Annotated in this window: 19 protein-coding genes; 5 read left to right on the top strand and 14 right to left on the bottom strand. The window is 27.0% G+C overall.

The window, feature by feature from the left end; genetic code table 11:
• Position 1: 1 nt before the first annotated feature.
• Together BG_RS00125 and BG_RS00130 are read right to left on the bottom strand one after the other, a co-directional pair.
• Entirely contained in the window at positions 2-733 is a 732-nt protein-coding gene (locus BG_RS00125; protein ID WP_011193379.1) for a YebC/PmpR family DNA-binding transcriptional regulator, read from the bottom strand.
• Positions 734-1639: a bifunctional 5,10-methylenetetrahydrofolate dehydrogenase/5,10-methenyltetrahydrofolate cyclohydrolase gene (locus BG_RS00130; RefSeq protein WP_011193380.1), complete on the bottom strand. Its 906-nt coding sequence runs from the start codon at positions 1637-1639 to the stop codon at positions 734-736.
• 150 nt (positions 1640-1789) lie between these two features.
• On the opposite strand from BG_RS00130, the gene BG_RS00135 reads away from it, so the two are divergent.
• Complete coding sequence (locus tag BG_RS00135) at positions 1790-2428, top strand: BB0027 family outer member beta-barrel protein (protein ID WP_011193381.1); 639 nt, start codon at positions 1790-1792, stop codon at positions 2426-2428.
• Positions 2429-2435: 7 nt separating this feature from the next.
• Positions 2436-3485 (top strand): outer membrane protein assembly factor BamB, encoded by a 1050-nt coding sequence (bamB, locus tag BG_RS00140; RefSeq protein WP_011193382.1) that lies wholly within the window; start codon positions 2436-2438, stop codon positions 3483-3485.
• Here the strand turns inward: bamB and BG_RS00145 are convergent.
• The 3 genes from BG_RS00145 to lepB (BG_RS00155) are packed head-to-tail and all read right to left on the bottom strand — an operon-like array spanning position 3471 to position 5509.
• Positions 3471-3902 (bottom strand): DUF188 domain-containing protein, encoded by a 432-nt coding sequence (locus tag BG_RS00145; protein WP_011193383.1) that lies wholly within the window; start codon positions 3900-3902, stop codon positions 3471-3473. The two genes, bamB and BG_RS00145, sit on opposite strands and share 15 nt — an antisense overlap.
• On the bottom strand, positions 3892-4527 hold the full coding sequence (gene lepB, locus BG_RS00150) for a signal peptidase I (RefSeq protein ID WP_011193384.1): 636 nt from the start codon (positions 4525-4527) through the stop codon (positions 3892-3894). The genes BG_RS00145 and lepB (BG_RS00150) overlap by 11 nt, the downstream gene beginning before the upstream one ends.
• Before the next feature lies 1 nt (position 4528).
• On the bottom strand, positions 4529-5509 hold the full coding sequence (gene lepB, locus BG_RS00155) for a signal peptidase I (RefSeq protein WP_011193385.1): 981 nt from the start codon (positions 5507-5509) through the stop codon (positions 4529-4531).
• A gap of 70 nt (positions 5510-5579) precedes the next feature.
• Here lepB (BG_RS00155) and BG_RS00160 point away from each other — a divergent pair, with 70 nt between their 5' ends.
• Positions 5580-7043 carry an SUMF1/EgtB/PvdO family nonheme iron enzyme gene (locus BG_RS00160; protein WP_011193386.1) on the top strand — a complete coding sequence of 488 codons (1464 nt, stop codon included), beginning with the start codon at positions 5580-5582 and terminating at the stop codon, positions 7041-7043.
• 11 nt (positions 7044-7054) lie between these two features.
• Positions 7055-7507, top strand: coding sequence for an SsrA-binding protein SmpB (gene smpB / locus BG_RS00165; protein ID WP_011193387.1), 453 nt, complete (start codon positions 7055-7057; stop codon positions 7505-7507).
• A gap of 73 nt (positions 7508-7580) precedes the next feature.
• On the opposite strand, the gene BG_RS00170 is transcribed toward smpB, so the two are convergent.
• The 6 genes from BG_RS00170 to BG_RS00195 form a co-directional block, all read right to left on the bottom strand.
• Positions 7581-8114 (bottom strand): P13 family porin, encoded by a 534-nt coding sequence (locus BG_RS00170; RefSeq protein WP_011193388.1) that lies wholly within the window; start codon positions 8112-8114, stop codon positions 7581-7583.
• Between the two features lie 67 nt (positions 8115-8181).
• Positions 8182-10062 carry a DNA topoisomerase IV subunit A gene (locus BG_RS00175; RefSeq protein ID WP_011193389.1) on the bottom strand — a complete coding sequence of 627 codons (1881 nt, stop codon included), beginning with the start codon at positions 10060-10062 and terminating at the stop codon, positions 8182-8184.
• Positions 10062-11861 (bottom strand): DNA topoisomerase IV subunit B, encoded by a 1800-nt coding sequence (locus BG_RS00180; protein ID WP_011193390.1) that lies wholly within the window; start codon positions 11859-11861, stop codon positions 10062-10064. The genes BG_RS00175 and BG_RS00180 overlap by 1 nt, the downstream gene beginning before the upstream one ends.
• 20 nt (positions 11862-11881) lie before the next feature.
• Positions 11882-12619 carry a lysophospholipid acyltransferase family protein gene (locus BG_RS00185; RefSeq protein ID WP_011193391.1) on the bottom strand — a complete coding sequence of 246 codons (738 nt, stop codon included), beginning with the start codon at positions 12617-12619 and terminating at the stop codon, positions 11882-11884.
• 8 nt (positions 12620-12627) lie between these two features.
• Complete coding sequence (locus BG_RS00190) at positions 12628-14166, bottom strand: pallilysin-related adhesin (RefSeq protein ID WP_011193392.1); 1539 nt, start codon at positions 14164-14166, stop codon at positions 12628-12630.
• 11 nt (positions 14167-14177) lie between these two features.
• On the bottom strand, positions 14178-15680 hold the full coding sequence (locus BG_RS00195) for a peptidylprolyl isomerase (RefSeq protein WP_011193393.1): 1503 nt from the start codon (positions 15678-15680) through the stop codon (positions 14178-14180).
• Between the two features lie 191 nt (positions 15681-15871).
• On the opposite strand from BG_RS00195, the gene BG_RS00200 reads away from it, so the two are divergent.
• Positions 15872-16723 carry a protein-glutamate O-methyltransferase gene (locus BG_RS00200; RefSeq protein ID WP_011193394.1) on the top strand — a complete coding sequence of 284 codons (852 nt, stop codon included), beginning with the start codon at positions 15872-15874 and terminating at the stop codon, positions 16721-16723.
• Between the two features lie 82 nt (positions 16724-16805).
• Here the strand turns inward: BG_RS00200 and phoU are convergent, their stop codons facing one another.
• Genes phoU through BG_RS00215 form a run of 3 tightly spaced genes read right to left on the bottom strand, consistent with a single transcriptional unit; the run spans position 16806 to position 18920 of the window.
• Positions 16806-17477 carry a phosphate signaling complex protein PhoU gene (gene phoU / locus BG_RS00205; protein ID WP_011193395.1) on the bottom strand — a complete coding sequence of 224 codons (672 nt, stop codon included), beginning with the start codon at positions 17475-17477 and terminating at the stop codon, positions 16806-16808.
• A 10-nt stretch (positions 17478-17487) separates the two neighbouring features.
• Positions 17488-18522, bottom strand: a complete 1035-nt coding sequence (locus BG_RS00210) for a hypothetical protein (protein ID WP_011193396.1) — start codon at positions 18520-18522, stop codon at positions 17488-17490.
• Entirely contained in the window at positions 18519-18920 is a 402-nt protein-coding gene (locus BG_RS00215) for a hypothetical protein (protein ID WP_011193397.1), read from the bottom strand. The genes BG_RS00210 and BG_RS00215 overlap by 4 nt, the downstream gene beginning before the upstream one ends.
• Positions 18921-18936: the final 16 nt, after the last annotated feature.

An 18936-nucleotide genomic window follows, 5' to 3' on the forward strand; every position in this document is an offset into this window, starting at 1 on the left:
CTCAGCTTAATTCTTCTGGAATCTCCAAATTATGAATTACTTCCTGAACATCATCAAAGTCTTCAAGCTTTTCAATAAGAAGAATTATTTTTTCTGCTTGCTCTTTGTTTAAGGAAATTTTATTTTCAGGAATTAAAGCTACCTCTGCCATCTCTTCTTTAAATTTAGTTTTTAAAAAAGATAAGACTTTATCAAAATCATCAGGACTTGTTATAACTTCCGCTTCATTGTTTGAAACCAAAATATCTTCAACGCCAGCTTCTAACGCAAATTCCATTATTTCATCCTCAAGATATTTTTCTAAATTGTAAACAATAAGACCCTTTCTGTAAAACATATATGAGACTGAACCTGGAGTACCAAGAGACCCTCCACCTTTTGCAAGAACACTTTTTACATCACTAGAGGTTCTGTTTTTATTGTCTGTCAAGCATTTAATCATTAGAGCCACTCCATAAGGAGCATAAGCCTCATAAGTTATTTCAAAATATTCAACCCCCTCATTGCCGCCAATACCCTTTTTTATTGCCTTCTCAATATTATCTTTTGGCATATTGGCAACCTTAGCCTTATTAACAGCGACCCTTAGTCTTGGATTAGACTCAACATCTCCCCCGCCTATTTTAGCTGCAATAGTTATTTCTCTTATTAGTTTTGTAAAAATTTTATTACGCTTTGCGTCAAGAGCACCTTTTTTTCTCTTTATTGTTGACCATTTGCTATGACCAGACATTTACACCTCCACTAATTTTTCCAACCGATCTAAAATGTCAAACATATTATTATTGATTAAATGGGCTTTAATTGTATTAAACATTAACATAAGAACCGTAACAGGTCCTATTCCTCCCTTAACAGGAGTAATAAATTTAACACAATCTTTAATATTGTCAAAATCTGTATCACCTGAGAGAATTTTTCCGTTATCAGTCTCAATCTCAGAAATACCAATATCAATAACATAAGGTTCCCCGCACAACATGCTTTTATCTATCAACTTAGGCTTACCAACAGCAGAAATAACAATATCTGCCTGCCTTAAATAAACATCTAAATAAATGCTTTTACTGTGACAAACAATAACAGTTGCATCATAAGGCTTTGATGAGAGTAATATTGAAATGGGCTTTCCTACAAGAGGACTTCTACCAACTACAACAACCGTTTTCCCTGATGTTCTTATTCCTTCATCTAGCAAAATCTTTAATACAGCAAGAGCTGTACAAGGAATAAATCCTTTTTTATCACCCAAAATCATTTTACCTAAATTAACAAAAGATAAGCCATCAACATCTTTTGAATACACTATGCTATTTAAAATAGAATTTGAATCCATATGCCTCAAAAGGGGCAATTGAACAATAATTCCATCTGTACTTAAATTTTTATTTTCTCTATCAATTACTTCTAGAATATCGCTTTGAACAGAATTCGCAGAAAATTTAATTACTTCAACATTTAAACCAATCTCTTTTGCAACTCTATTCTTAATTGAAACATAAAGCTTGCTTGCAGGCTCGTTATTTGCTAAAACAACTTTTAATGCAATTTTATCTCTCAAATCGTGCTGTTTTAAGAATTCTTTCAATATTAAATAATACTTATTCGCAAAATCCTTACCATTAAACACAGTATTCAAAACATGCCTCTTAAACCTAAATAAGATTACCTTAATATTATACTTAGATTCTCAATATAAGAAAAGCTAAGCTACTAAATTTCAAATTGTAATTAAATTTATTTTCAACTATAATAAACAAGGATAGTAATTTTAAAAGAATGGAGAATAATGAAAAAGTATTTTTTTATAACGCTAATTGCAGTCTTGCTAATTGGTGTAAACATAAAAAAAATTGAAGCCGCAGTCAACATTGATAGGCATACAAACTCTACTTTGGGAATAGATTTAAGCGTTGGGGTGCCTATTTTTTACAACGACCTATCAAGAGCTTATCCTACAAATTTATATCCAGGAGGCATTGGGGCAATAAAATATCAGTACCATATTTTAAACAATTTAGCAATTGGACTTGAACTAAGATATATGTTTAACTTTGATATTAACCATTCTTTTAATATATTAAATCCAGATTCAAGTGTAGGTAAAATTTTTTATAGTGTGCCTATTACATTTTCAATAAACTATATATTTGACGTAGGAGAATTATTCCAAATCCCAGTTTTCACAAATATAGGGTTTTCTCTTAATACATATGGAGATAGAAACAATAATATTACAAATTTAAGAACTTTTGATGCACTCCCTACAATCGCTTTTGGATCTGGAATTTTATGGAACTTTAACTATAAATGGTCTTTTGGAGCAACAACATCCTGGTGGATGATGTTTGAATTTGGAAATTCTGCAAAAATGGCACATTTTGCACTTATATCATTATCAGTTACAGTAAATGTAAATAAATTGTAGGACAAAAATGAAACAAAAATATGAAAACTATTTTAAAAAAAAAATAATTTTAAACCTATTAATATTTTTAATACTGACATGCTCAAGCGAATCCATATTTTCCCAACTAGGAAATCTGCAAAAAATAAAACATGAATATAACATTTTAGGCAGTTCAAGTCCAAGAGGAATTTCTCTAGTAGGAGAAACTCTCTATATTGCAGCCATGCATTTATTTAAAAAAGAAAACGGCAAGGTTGAAAAAATTGACTTGAGCGATTCTTATGAGTTTATAAACGACATTGTAAATGTATCTGGAAAAACCTATCTTTTAGCCCAAAACAAAAAAGCAGAACTAGAAGTTTGCGAACTAAATGGAAAAGATTGGGCATTAAAATTTAAAAAACCACTAAAAGCGTATAAATTCTTAAAATCTGTGGGAAACGATGGCATAAAAGAAGCATATATTTTAGCTATAGATAAAAATAATCAAGAGAGAATTTTTAATCTACAAGGAGTCGACAAAACACCATCACAAGCTACTAAAAATGACAAATTTTATCAAATATCAAATGAAGGCAACTTAATTACAGGAAATTCACTTAAAATATGGCAAATACATAATAATACATACACAAACATAGACTACCAACAAGCCAAAGAAATAATGCCTATAATTAAAACAAACATTAGAGGTTTTTCTGAAATTTTAGTAATGACTGGCGGTTATAATAGTTTAGAAACAAAATTTAAAATGTATTCGGATGCAAATAATTACACAACGCCAATATTTATTCAAGAAGAAGTAGGTGAATTTAGCGGATACTTTGCAAGGGAATTTAATGATGTGATATTAATCGGAAGTAATAATGGATTTGCAGAATTTACAAAAAATAAAGAAGGAATTTTTGCTTTACAAGCACCTTCAAAGTCTGTAGAACCTGGAGCTTATAACGGTTCCCACCTAAGCAAAACGGGTCTTAATGATATTATTCCTGTATCAAACAACACAATTTACATATTAACTCAGGGCAAAGGTTTGTGGAAATTGGAAAATAAAAAATTAACTAAAGAATAAAGAATAAAAATTTGTTATAAATTTCTCATATCTAAACTTATTAAAATCTACATCATAATATTTTTTAATCTTAATTTGAAAATTAAGATTAATCTTAGATCTAAAATATAAATAATTTATATTATTTATATTAAAAATTTGACCCTCATCATTCATAACCTTAACCCCAAGATCTAAAAGAAGTTTAGCAAAAAAAATATCTCGAGTAATCACAAGGCTATACCTATCTGCTAAATTCAAAATAAATGCATCAACATCATCTACCACTTCTAAAAAAACATTTTCTGTTTTTTCTAAACTCAAAAACTTATTAGAAACTACAATAAGTTTTGATTTATTATGCAATATAAATTTTTGTAAAAATTTTATTATCTTAAAATTACAAGAATCAGCATCAACAAAAATTTTATTTAACAATCTTATAGTCCACCACCCTAAAGGCCAAAAAAGAAACAATAGCATTTTTATTAATAGGTCCAAATATTCTAGAATCATTCAAAACACTTAAATTGTCATTTAATAAAAAAACTTCATTTTTTTTTAAAATAAAGCACTTAACCACTTCATCTGTATTGAAAAAATTATTTAACTTATAATAGCTAACTAAATTGCCATTCAAATAAAAAAAATCTGTATCCTTTTTATTTACCAAAACATTCAAACCTCTAACATAAACATAATCGCCCTGAACAGCTGCTATTCTTGATACTTTATAGCTTGCTCTTTTAAAAATTTTATTTAAAAAAAAGAAATCTTTTATTAAAGTTAATAAAAAATTATTACTTAACCTAAAATCTTCATAAAGAACAATATCATTCATTTTTAAAGGAATAAAAAAAGAGGTTATATGTGTTGCAACAAAAAATAAACTAGCATTTTTTGTTATGGTCGGCAACATCTCATTACCTTTAATCATAAAAATTTGCAAAATAAACTTTGTGAAAAAAAAATTTAGCATTAAAAATGTTAAAACATATTTTAAAAAAATTTTTCTTTGCCTTTTCCTTAAAAGTCTTTGTTCGAAAGTTAAATATGGGGCCACTTTAAATAAATCCTACTCTAGAAAATGGAAGATATATTATTAAGGTTTTTCCAAGCACTTTATTCTTATTTATTACGCCAAAAAATCGACCATCATGAGAATTATCTCTATTGTCTCCAATTGGCAAAATATATCCATAAGGAACATAAATCCCATAATCCCTTATTATAGCTTTTTCCATATAATAATCAACATATGGCATAAAAGCAGATAAATACTTATATTCTAATCTTTCAAACTCAAACCTATCGATCACTCTAACATCAAAAAATGAGAAATCGGGAATGCTGCTTAAATTTATATTTAACTGACTCAAAGCAACAAACATAGCAAAATCACCATAAATCCCATAGTCCTCATTTGCCACAATTTTCTTAATATTAAAATTTTGATCAACCAAATCCCGATAAGAGTCTTCTAAAATAAAATTTTCTTCGCCTTCTCTTTTAATGTAGGCTTTACCGCTGTTAAATCTAACAATTTTTCCGTCTGCAAATACACCTCTTTTCACTAGAAATCTAACATTAGGATTACCATACTCATCTCTATCAAGATCAATAAAAGATAACGTTAACATGTAAAGTATTCTTTGGAAAATATCAAAAAAAACACCCTTTGATTTATACTCTGGATTTTCAAAAATAATAACATCGGATTCTTCTGGGGCTTTAAAACCATTAATCTTAAATAATCCTGGTAAAAGCTCAGGGCCGTAAGAAAATTTATCTACAAATAAAAAATCCCCTATTTGAAGAGTATTTTCCATTGAACCTGACGGTATTTTATAAGCTTGGACAAAATATTGATTTATTACCAGTACAAAAATTGCCGCTGCTACAAAATCAAATAAAAAGTTGAGCAAAAATCCTCGTTTCTTAGCTCTTAATTTGCAAAAATACTTCTTTCTTTTTCGATATGTCAAGTATTTCTCAACAGAATATACCAAAAAAGATGCAAAATTATCCAATCTTCTTAAAGACATAATCTAACCTCAAGAATTAAATCATACAAAATATTGACACTTATTTAAATACTTTTCTATACTTTAAAAGATGAAGGAAATTGATGAAAATTCAAATATTGATCTTTTTGAAGTTAAATTAAAGCCAATTCTAGGAATAGTTCCCAAAGTTTACGTATTTCTTACAACAATAATATTACTTTTAAGTTTAGTATCAATTTTAATTATCATACCTAAGTTTAAAAATCCAGGAGCATATTTAAAAATAAATTCTAACATTGAAAACACTTATATCTATTTAAACGAAAAATATATCGGCAGAACTCCACTTAACAAATATATAAATACCACTGAAGGAATCCTTAAAGCGAAAAGGATGGGATTTAAAACCTACGAACAAAACATAAAAATTCACAACAAATTTTTTGGAAGCTATAATTTACAAATAAATTTAGAACTGGTTGATCCTGAAAAGATCATTGAACAAAGACAAAAAGAACTTTCTATAATGGTAAAAATAAAAAATACTAATGAAAATACAAAATTAATCCCTGTATTTTCATTAATATCTAGTGAACTCAAAGAACATCCTGAATACATTAAAAAATTTCTAAAAGATTCCATACCTTACTTAAATTCAATAGAAATGTTTAAGGATTTTTTAGATTCATATAAAGTAGTGTATTCAATAGACCAAAGCAATAGTAATCAAGAAGAAATATGGAACTCTTTAAAAACAAATTTTGACTTAGAAAATAGGGCTAATCCTTTGTTTTTAGAAAATTTAGATAAAGATCTCAAAATACTAACAAAAAATAAGCCTTGGATTAAAAAATTAACCAAAACTCTAGACAATGAAAACATTCAATTAATTTCTAAAAATGAAAAAATTAATATAAAGTTACCTAGATTTAAAAAAATAAATTCAAATAAAATCGAAAAAATTCAAAATTATAAATTAGATTCAAAAAATATTTCACTAAAATCTACCTATAGTATAAAAGAATTTCTTATTCAAGAACAAAATGTTACAAAATATGAGTATCAAGATTTTTTAAAAGAAAATCCAAAATGGACATTAAATAACAAAGAAAATTTAATAAAAGAACAACTTGTAGACGAAAATTATCTCAAAAATTTTAATCAAATAGGCTTAAATGAAGCTATCACGGGAATATCTTATTTCTCAGCAATGGAATATGCCAACTGGTACTCTAAAAAACTTCCCAAAGGATTTAAAGCAAGACTCCCCATATCACAAGAATGGGAATTGTACCAAAAAGAACCAAACAAAAAATCATTAAATATCAATGAAATATCAAAAAAAGTTGGATTTTGGAATTTAATGCAAAATTCGTCTTTTAACGATATTGCAATGTTCAAAAATGAAAAAAATTTTTATAACGAAAATTCAAATTTTTATTCATTAGTAACAGAAGTTAGAACATACTCCCATAAAAATAATAATTTAATCAATCCATCAACTAAAGCTTCTTTTTTGAAAAATTGGAGTTCTCCAAACATTGGTTTTAGATTGATTGTATCAAAGGAATAGAAGGAATAGATTTGAACACAAACACTTTACTTCTTGAAAACAAAAAGGCAAAATTTAATTACTTTATTGAAGAGAAAGTAAGTTGTGGAATAGTATTGAAAGGAACTGAAGTAAAATCAATAAAGGCAAAAAAATTGTCATTTAATAATAGCTTTGCAAGCATAAAAAAAGAAGAATTTTGGCTTGAAAACTTGCACGTATCAAAATATAAAGAAGGAAATATTTTTAATCACGATGAATTAAGACCCAGAAAACTTCTAATCAAAAAACAGGAACTACAAAGACTAAAAAAATTTAAAGAAAAAGAAGGGTACACTTTAATTCCTATTAGTTTTTATTTAAAAAAATCAATAATTAAAGTAGAAGTTGGGATATGCAAAGGAAAAAAATTGTATGATAAAAGAGAAATACTAAAACAAAAAAGCATAAAAAAAGATCTTAGTAGAGAAATAAAATATAAATAAAAGCTCTAATTTTCAACTACAATGAGCAATCACAATACAAAATTGCAATCACTCATTTTCATAATAAATAAAATTAATAACTTTTTTTGAAAGACAGTCCAAACCCAAGAGCACTAGCTTGGCCCATGTTAATATCAAAACTAGGCTCAAATCCTCCCAAAGCTATATTAAGACTATTTTTCAGCTTCCTGTTATAATTATTAGCAAATGTAAATGGAAGAACAATTTCTGTCAATCTTGTCACAGCCATAGTAACCACACCTGCCAACATCATTCCCTTACCCCAAGTCCACTTAAAATCAGCTTTTTTAGCATTATTATCAAAAGCCTTGATGTCCAAATAAGCTCCTGTAAGTATTAACCCTATACCAACCGCATCAAATCCAAGAATAAGAGAACCTCCAAGGATATCTCCTTGAGCAAAAGAACCTATCCCGAACCCTAAAAAAAGGTTCAATAAAAATGGTACAAGAGAATCTTTCTTATTAGTTTCATAAACCAAAAATTTTTCCCCCACTCCCAGATTAAAAGTGCTTTTAGAATCATCTTGAGCAAAACTAGAAAAAGCACAAAAGGTTACCAAAATAAAAATTAAAAATTTATTCATAAAAACCCCTTTATTAAAACTAGTACTATGGTAGCATATTAATGAAATTTAAAAAAGGATTTTGAAGCTACTTAAATTTAACTTTTTTCAAATTATTACTCGAAATTCGCTTACCAATAGAACTTCTTGATTTAACCATAAAATTAGCAATTTCAATTCTTTTAACAATATCTTTATTTGTTGAAAATTCTACAAATTTGGGATTCAATGAAAAATCAACAAATTCATCATTTTCTCCTAAAAATTCATAGACTTTATCTGTAATAAATTTATCTATTTTAAATCTTTTAATATAATAAAATTTGTCAAGTTTATTAAGATAAATTATTGAAAATATTTGTTCTTTTGAATTATTTATATCATAAACTAAGGCACATATATTCTTTTTATCTATAAATGCTTTATCTTCAATATTTTTAAGAACATAACTATTTTCCCTAAAAATCAATATTTTATCATAATAACTAGCATTTCCAATAAATTCACCATCAAAAAGACTAGTTCCTACAAAACCTTCTGCCAAGTTCAAATAAACTTTCATATTCTTTGTAGCTATTTCTTTTACATTTTTTGATTTGATTAAAGAAATTTCAGTCTTTCTTTGATGATCTTTAGAATACTTTGCAAGTAATAAATCAATAAAGTTTATTGAGTACCCTCTTATTGAAGAAATATTGCTATTTACACTCTTTAATTCTTTATTTAAAATTTTAATATCCTTAAAATTCTTATCAATATCAAAAAGACTTATTTTTCTAATTGGAATCTTAAGCAAATTTTCAACATCTTCCTTTAAAACTTCCCTTGAAAAAGATTCTTTATACTTCAAAACCTCTGACAATATTATACTTACAATATTTTCTTCTTTAGAAATTGTTTCAAGAAGTTTATAAATCTTTTTTTCAATAAAAATTTGTTCTAGTGTTTTATAAAATATTTTTTCAAGGATCTTGCTTTTTTGCAACTCAAGTTCCATTTTTAAAATTTTTTGAAGATGGTCTGCATGAAACTTAATAAGATCTTTAATAGTATAAACAACAGGATACCTCTCACTAAGCAACAATAAATTAACAGAAATTGATATCTGGCAATTTGTATAATGATACAACTTTTCAATCACTTCACTTGCATAAACACCCCGCGGCAAAGATAGTTCTATAGCCACATTTTCAGCAGTAAAATCATTAATGCTTGAAACTTTAATATAATTTTTTCTAATCGCTTTCTCAATCGAAGATATCAAACTCTCAGTAGTCTCACCAAAAGGCAATTCCCTTATTACAATTGTTTTTTCATCTAGAGTTTCAATTTTAGCTCTAACTAAAATTTTGCCGTTACCATCAGCGTATTCATTAACATCAACTATTCCTCCTGTTGGAAAATCAGGATAAATATCGTAAGTCTCTCCAAGAAGCTCACTCTTTACTGCGCTTAAAATCTCATTAAAATTGTGAGGCAGTATTTTGGCTGCCATTCCAACAGCAATTCCCTCGCTTCCCTGAATTAAAATAACAGGAATTTTTGCAGGATAAAGCAAAGGTTCATTATTTCTTCCATCATAAGAAGATTCATAAACTGTTATCTCTTTGCTGTAAAGAACATCAAAAGCTAAAGGGGTTAATCTACATTCAATATATCTAGAAGCAGAAGCAGGATCACCTGTAAACAAATTACCAAAATTGCCCTGCTTTTCAATAAATAGATCCTTGTTGGCAATATTAACAAGAGCCTCATAAATTGACGTATCACCGTGAGGATGGTATTTCATTGTATTACCAACAACATTTGCAACTTTATGAAAATTACCATCATGCATTTCAAAAAGAGAATGTATAATTCTCCTTTGAACCGGCTTAAATCCATCAACAACACTAGCAATAGCACGATCTTTAATAACATAAGATGAATATTGCAAAAAATTATCTTTAAGTACGCTTCTAATATCCATTAAATCAAATTCTCCATAATAAAATTCCGCCTCTCAGGGGTATTTTGCCCCATATAAAAACCCAATTTCTCTTTTATTTCTTTAATATTAAAAAGATCTACTTTTGTAAGTTTAATGTTATTAATATCAATAAAACTTTTAAATTCATTTGGGGAAATTTCACCAAGGCCTTTAAACCTTGTTACTTCATATCCCCCCTTAAGCTGGATCATAGCCTTTTTCTTTTCTTCCTCAGAATAACAATAGATTGTGATTTTTTTGTTCCTAACCCTAAAAAGAGGAGTTTCTAAAATATACATATGGCCATTTAAAATTAAATCTTCAAAAAAAGTTAAGAAAAAAGTTAACAACAAATTTCTAATATGAAATCCATCAAAATCTGCATCAGTTGCTATTACAACCTTATTGTACCTTAAATTTTCAATTGATTCTTCAATGCCAAGAGCCACCATCATATTATAAAGCTCTTCATTTTTATATATTTCAGATTTATTTTTTTCAAACATATTTTGAGGTTTGCCTCTAAGAGAAAATATAGCCTGGGTATAAACATCTCTACAAGACACCATTGAACCCGTTGCAGAGTCCCCTTCTGTTAAAAAGATCATAGTTTGTTCTGACTGCTTGCTGCTGTCATTAAAATGAAATTTACAATCCTTAAGCTTGGGAATTTTAAAAGATATTTTTTTTGCCCTCTCTCTTGCCTCTTTTCTTACACTACTTAGTTCTTTTCTAAGTCGTTCATTGTCAACTACTTTTTTCTCAATCAATTTTGCAAGTATTTTATCTTTATATAAAATCTCAGAAATTATCTTTTGCACTTCCCTTGCAACATTACCTCTAGTTTCAATATTCCCAAGCTTATTCTTAGTTTGGCTTTCAAATATTGGGTCTTTAATTTTAACAGAAAGAGTTGCAACAAGCCCTTCCCTAATATCTGTTGACGAATATGTTTTTTTAAGAAAATCATTAATAGCTCTTACAAAGCCTTCTCTAAAACCAGTCTGATGGGTACCTCCATCGTTGGTATATTGCCCATTAACAAATGAAAAATAAGTCTCCCCATAATTATTTGTATGAGAAAAAGCAAACTCCAAAGTTTTGCTAGAATAGTAAACAATATCATAAAGCAAATCATCACTTTTAATTTCTGAATTCAAAAAATCTAAAAGACCGTTTTTGGATTCAAAAATTTGATTATTATAGTTTATTATAAGTCCTTTATTCAAACAAGCATAATGGAAAAATCTTCTCTTAAGAAAATCTTCGCTGTAAGAATATTTTCCAAATATCTCTGAATCCGCTAAAAACTCAACATAAGTACCGTCTTTATCAGAAGATTCCATTTCTCTGGATTCTAATAAGTTTCCCTTAGAAAACAAAGCCTCAAAAGATTTACCATTTCTTGTTGATCTTACTAGGAATTTTGAACTTAAGGCATTAACTGCCTTAGTTCCAACCCCATTAAGTCCTACAGAAAATTGGAAAACATCATCATTGTACTTCGCTCCAGTATTAATAACTGAAACGCTCTCAACAACTTTCCCAAGAGGAATTCCTCTTCCATAATCCCTAATAGCAATGAGATTATTTTCTTTTTTTATAAAAATTTCATTTCCGTAACCCATAATAAACTCATCAATTGAATTGTCTATTATCTCTTTAATTAAAATATAAATACCATCATCAATATTAGAACCATCTCCTAAACGTCCAATATACATACCAGATCTTAATCTAATGTGTTCAAGAGAAGATAGGGTTATTATTTTACTTTCATCATAATTTTGAGTCTTCATCTAAATCCTTGCTTTATAAATTAAATATTAATAGTTTCAAGCTTTTTAACTATTTGATCTCTAATAATACTAGTAAGATTCTCTTTTTCATATTCACTTAATTTTAAAACATCTATCAAAGGATGGACATGAATATAAACAGATACTCCAGAATTAAAAATAATATTTTTAATGAAAAAGTTGTTAGTATTATAAAGAGTAACGGGAAGAATAGATGTTCCTGTCTTTAATGCCATCTTAATTGCACCTTTTTTAAAAACCTTAGTATCCCCCCCTCTGTTTCTAGTCCCTTCAGGAAAAATTCCAATAGATCTACCCTCTCTCATAACTTTTATTGCCTTAGCCTCAGCAGCAGCAGCAGATCTTATGCTCTTTCTATTAACAAAAATAGCGCCCATAACAATTAAAACAAGATTCACAAAAGGAACCCTTAGCAAAGAATGTTTTGCTAATATTACAAATGGATTAACAAAGGTATAAATAAAAATTAAAGGATCCATAGCTGCAATATGATTTCCCATTATTATTACATTGCCTTTTGGGGGAATATTCTCAGAACCTGTAACAATAATTTTAATTCCAGCAAGCCATAAACCAATCTTAATGCAAGCTCGCATCAGAATAAAGCTAAATCTAATAACATAACGCTCAAGTGAAAAAATATTACAAATCAAGTAGAAAGGAAACAAAAAAAAAATCAAAATCAAAAAGAACAATAAAAGATTAAAATAAGTTATAACACTTCTCAATATTTTCATAAAAACTATTATCCTATTTTTTCTATTCGCTCAAGTTTTAATTTTTGTCCTTTAACTAAGCTTACATCATCTTTTAAAATTTTAATAGGATTAAGAATAATTGTAGAAAATTTTTGCTTTTGAACAACTCTCTCGATATGTTCAAGAAAAAAAGATTCAATAAGCTTGTAACTACCCATATCAATTTCATATTCAAGAACAAAATTATTTTTTAAAGGGAAAATATTAAAAATGCCATAATAAATTTTATTCTCATCAATATAAGTTAAATGGGGATAAGAAAAATCATAAATCTTGTCCTTATAAGCGTAATTCCCACTAGGAATAAAATAAATATTATTACCTTTTTTTTTAACAACGTTTGAGGCATTTTCATCGAATCTCTTAAATGACCCTGAAAATCCACTATTATCATAAGAATTTGTACTGGTGTCAATTTTGATTTCAATATTTTCTTTATCTACAATTTTTATCCAAAAGTTGTAAACTATCAAATCTGAAAAAAGAGACTTCGCACTAACATTAAGAGTGTTGTAGGCCGGTTTTGAAATATATTCAATCTTTGCAACTTCTTGAGAATTTTTTCTAAAAAGATTAATCTCGCTTGATTGTCTTCCAAAAGACAAAAATAAAACTTCATCAATCTCTTTGCCTTGTTTTTTATTATAATTATAGGCGTCGTACCAAACTCCATGCAAAAATCTATAAACTTCATCTTTGCTTAAATTCTTTAAAGTTTTGTAAATATTATTATCAATCTTGCCAACTTTTTCACTCACAGAAGAAAGATAATATTTGCCCTGAACATGAGAATATTCATATTTTTCAATCTTACTGATTATTAAATCTTCTCCTACTTTTTCATATTTTTCTAAAGAAATAGGATAGCTTTCTCTTGACCTATTTTCTTCATAAGCTGAAGATCTTGCATACTTATTGATAAGAACAGTACCATTAACTTTATCAAAAAATATGGGCTTATAAGAAGATACATCATTTAAAACAGATTTTTGAAAAACGTACAAAACGGATTTATCTTTTAAAAATCCTTGAACAACTATATTAAAATCATAATCACCTGTAATATCCTCAAGATACATATTATAAGAATTTTTTGGGTCAATATCTATTTGAGTTTTGAAAAGAATCGTTCCGACTTTAATTTTAGGATCAAAACCAATAATAAACAAATACGCATTAAGATTTGAAAAATTTTGAGCTAAGACCACCTGTTCAAAATAAACATCTAAATTTAAATTTTCCTGCTGAACTGCAAGAATTTTATAGCCTTTTAAATCTATAATATCTCCAAAAAAATCTTCCATTTTGTTAATTTCTAAAACATTAGAATTTGGATTATCGATTTTGGGAGAAGATTTTACATCTTTATTAAAAACAATAAAATCTTTGCTTGCTTTAGAACAAGCTAAAAATGTAAAAAAAAAGAATAAAAACAAAAATCTACAAAAATAGATATAAAAACAATTATAAAGTCGAATTAATTCTTTACTAAAATTAATTAAGCTAGCAATCAAAACCTTTACCATACATTTATTTCTTAATTTTGACTAAAGTTTTGTAAAGCAAAAAATGACTCATTAAAATTATTAACAAAATCTTTTTTATTTAATAAAAAATCTGTAATCAAACCGCTATTCGCAATGTTGAAATTGTCAAGAAGTTTTTCATTTTTAAGCTCTTCTTTAAATGGTTTAGATCTTTTTTTAGCTGAGTTAAGAAAAAATAAATAAACTTTTTTATTCGCTACAAAAGGCTTAGACCAAGAATTTTCTTTTAATCCAAAAACAACATTGTAGAAAGATTTGCTATTATTAAACTCAACCAGCTCTTTTAAAGTATTGGGATAAATATTAACATTATAAGATAAATTAACAATTTCTTCTTTTAAACTAAACCGATATTTTTCAAGAGCTTGGCTTAAACTACTAAATTTAACATCACTAAGAAAATTATTTAGTTTATTTTCCAAATAACCTTCAATAACACTTGGCTCATAAGTTTCAATATAATTTTTAACAGAGCTAATATCACGATCTGAATTTTTATCAAAATCATGAACATTGCCAAATGCCTTATATATTTGATATTCATTTTTATTTTTAATCTTGATAGGCTTGCTAAATTCACTATCTCTTAAAGAAAAAATAGAATTTAGATCTTCTTTTTTCTCAATATTAAGATCTAAATCAAAATAATACTTATCCAAAGAAACAACACCTTTAAAATTAGCTATATCATCTGAATAAAGCTTAGCAAGCTCTTCAAATGGAGTTTTGTTTAATAGCTTATCATAAGCACTCTTAGCGTCATTCATATTTTTAAAACGAATAGACGCAAGCGATAAGCGTTTAAATAAATTTAAATTTTTTTCAGCATAAGATATTGCTTCTTTATTAGAAAAATCTTGATAAGAGAGAGAAAGATATGAAATATGCCTTTCTACAGTACTCATATCTTTTATCAGATTAAAAAGAGAATCGGGAAATATTAAATTACTATTTAAAAAAATTTTTACATTAGAAAACAGTATATTTTCTACCATATCATCATAAATTTTAACTTTTTGATAATCAGAAGCTTTAATATATCTTTTAGAACTAAAATTCCCATTAGAGTCTAGATACTCAGGGGATCTTAGTAAATTTTTATTCAACATCTCTTTAGAGATATAAAAATTATATTTTTTTACCAAGTCAAAAAAAGCAATATCCTCAACATATTTCATAAATGCCAAATACCAGGCATTGTAATCTATATTAATATTTTTAGCATTCCCTTGTAATCTAGAATAAAGATTTGAATAATAATTAACATACTTGGCAAACTTACTATCTTTTTTATAGTAAATAGGTTGACCTTTATAAGAACCAAATTTTAAACCAGATGAATGAGAATTGTCAAAGATCCCTGGAAGTAAAGGTGCAATAATAAATCCTAAAACAATTAAAATAAGAGCAAAAACACCCCATATACCAACTTTTTTTTCTTTAGATTCAAGCGCAACTAAATCATTTTTGACTTTTCTACTTCTTTTTCGCATAAAACAACCTTTAATAAGTAAGCATACTAATAATTTAACTACTAAATTATCACAATTGAAAAATTATTGCAATTGAAATATTTAACTTAAGCTGTACGCTTAAATATTATAGAACTAAAAAAGAAATTTTTACATTTCTAATATTAAAACAAATCACTCTGGATCAAAAAGGAGAATAAAATCAAAAGTATATGAATATGAATCAAAACAAATTCAATCTTAATATAAATATAACTAAAGACGAACTTTCAAGATTAATAAAAATAGTTTACAACAATTTTGGAATAAATCTCAGCGAAAAAAAAAAGATGCTAATTGAAAGTAGATTATCATCTCTTCTCAAAGTTAAAGGTTTTAAAAATTTTACTGAATACATTAACTTTTTAGAAAAAAGCACTGGAAACATTCAATTAATTGAATTAGTAGACAAAATATCAACAAATCATACCTATTTTTTCAGGGAATCTAAACATTTTGATTTTTTAAATAACAAAATATTGCCGAACCTTACTGAAAAAATATTAAAATCAGAAAACCCAGAAATTAGAATATGGTCAGCCGGATGCTCAAGTGGTGAAGAACCGTATACAATTGCAATGATACTACAAGAATACATGGAAAATAATAAAGCAAATTTTAAAGTCAAAATCTTAGCAACAGACATTTCAATTAGCGTTCTAAGAGAGGCTCATGAGGGAATTTATCCTGAAGATCGTATAATAAACTTGCCTAAATATTTAAAAACTAAATATTTAAATCAACTTCAAGATGATAAATTTCAAGTTAAAGAAATTTTAAAAAAAATGGTTTACTTTAAAAAATTAAATTTAATGGATGAGAAATTTCCATTTAGCAAAAAATTTGACCTGATATTTTGCAGAAATGTCATGATCTATTTTGATGAAAAAACTAGAAACAACCTTGCCAATAAATTGAATTTCTATCTTAAAGATGATTCTTATCTTTTAATTGGACATTCAGAAACAATAAGAGGAAACAAAAATCTTGAATACATAATGCCTGCTACTTATAAAAAGAATTAATGATCATAATCATTAATTCTTTTTATAAAAACTTTCCATTATATAAAATTTATTTGGCTTTAAAAATTTTAAAATGCTGCCGCTAAGTTAAGTTTACTTTCTCACCTATTCTAATAAAATAGAGCAATTCACCAATTGTAGCTACATGATCGCCTACTCTTTCTAAAAAACTATTCAAAAATAATATATTTAAAAGATAATCTAAATTTTCAGGATTTTTTTTCATTGCATCAATAACAATGCTTTTTTGCTTTGAAAATAATTTATCTATTATATTATCATACTTAACTATCTTTAATATTTTAGTAAAATCTCCATCAAAATATGCGTCAAAAATATCAGACAACATCTCTTTAGCTGTATCAGCCATTTCTCTTAAAGGTTTAAAATAAAGATTAAGAAAATCAAAATCATCCAAATCTGATTCAAGAAGAAGAACAACTCTTACAATCTTGGTAGCATGGTCTGCAATCCTTTCAAGAGAACTTATTATTTTAATAATTGCTAAAATTTCTCTAAGTTCTGTAGCAACAGGATGCTCAGTCGCAATTATCCTTCCGCACAAATCCTCAATATCATATTGATAATCATCTATTATTTTTTCATCTTCATTGATTATTTTTTTAGCTAAACTTTTATCCTTAGATTCTAAGGCTATTAAAGAGTCTTCTATAATTTTAAGCACACATTCCTTCATATCCCAAAGATAATCTTTTATTATTTCAAGTTGTTTAGTAAGCCTTCTCCTTATCATATAATATCTCCTAAAAAAACCGCTTTAAAAACAAATATCTTATCTTGGCTCTCTCATAATAATAACTAAAGGGGTAATTATTAATAACTAATTTATAGTAATGCAAAGCCTTTAAAAAATCTTTATGTTTACTTTCAGACTCATAAAGTTTCCCCAACACATAACTATATTTATCTAAAAAGATAGAATTAACATACTTAGGAAAGTAAAGAGAACTAAAATTTAAAGCAAACTCATACTCTCCCTTTATTACTAAGAATTCAAAAATCTCAAGATAAATACTCTCAGGAAAATCAATATTATTTTCAACTAAATACCTAGCGTTCTCTAAGACCTCTTCTTTAATATTAAGCTCTATGCCAAGCTTAATTAGATCAAAAACAATGCTTTGAAAGCATCTGCTCTTCAATTTCAAATAATTTTCATACGATTTCAAATAATCCCTGTTTTTATAATAAATTTCCGCCTTCAATAAAATATATTTATCATCATTAAAATTATACCTATTAAGCAAATCTATTGCTCCTTTGTAATCATTTATGTAAGATAAATTCAAAGCCCCGGCAATAACCTCTTCGGGGGTTATATTAATACTGTCCCTTCCAAGTTCAAGGCTATTATTACTTATAATATCCTTATTTTCATCAGAGACACCACCACTAGATGGAATTTTAATTTCAAACTTATTTGTAATTTTCAAGATAATCATTTTATTAAATTCAATTGAATTGTTAACATTTTGGTAGCTAAAAAGCAACTTAATCTTGCCTTCTTTTTTAAAAGTTTGAAAAGCAAAAATAGCACCATTCTCGTAAGATTCTCCAATCAACTTAATAAAACCTCTATTTTCATTGTTTTTGATATAAATCCAAGACTCATCTTTAAAAGAAAGATTAAACTTTGAATTGGTATTTACATTAATATCTACTTCTCTACTGCTAAAATCAAGCTCATATGAATCACTCTGACTTATAAAAGCTGACTCAGGGCAAACTTCAAAAACAACAAATAGCAAACTTATATAAATCAAATATTTTTTAATCATTTGGAAAATTCTAAAATCTTATCTATTAATTTTTCATTCTCCTTCTCAATATCAATGTTAAATAAATTTTCCTTTTTAATCCAAAGATCCTTAAAAAAATTCTCATCAAGAAATTTATTTTTAATTAACCCATCAATAACTAAATTTTTATTTAAATTTTCATTTAAAAAATCAGGCCTAGGAATAAAAAAATCATCCATATTTAGAGATTCATTTAAATCAAAATAAAAATCTTCCATGTCAACTAATTTAACCTTAGCGTCTAAATTATCTTCAACAAACCTTTGAGATTTCTCTAACATTTGTGTTGAATAGAAATAAGTAATACCTGAAACAATAAAAATTAAAAATATTAAAATTAAAAAATATTTTCTAAAGCTAAACTTTCCATCTTGCATGTTAATTTCCTTAAAT

It is taken from the genome of Borreliella bavariensis PBi (assembly GCF_000196215.1).
Classification (GTDB): domain Bacteria; phylum Spirochaetota; class Spirochaetia; order Borreliales; family Borreliaceae; genus Borreliella; species Borreliella garinii.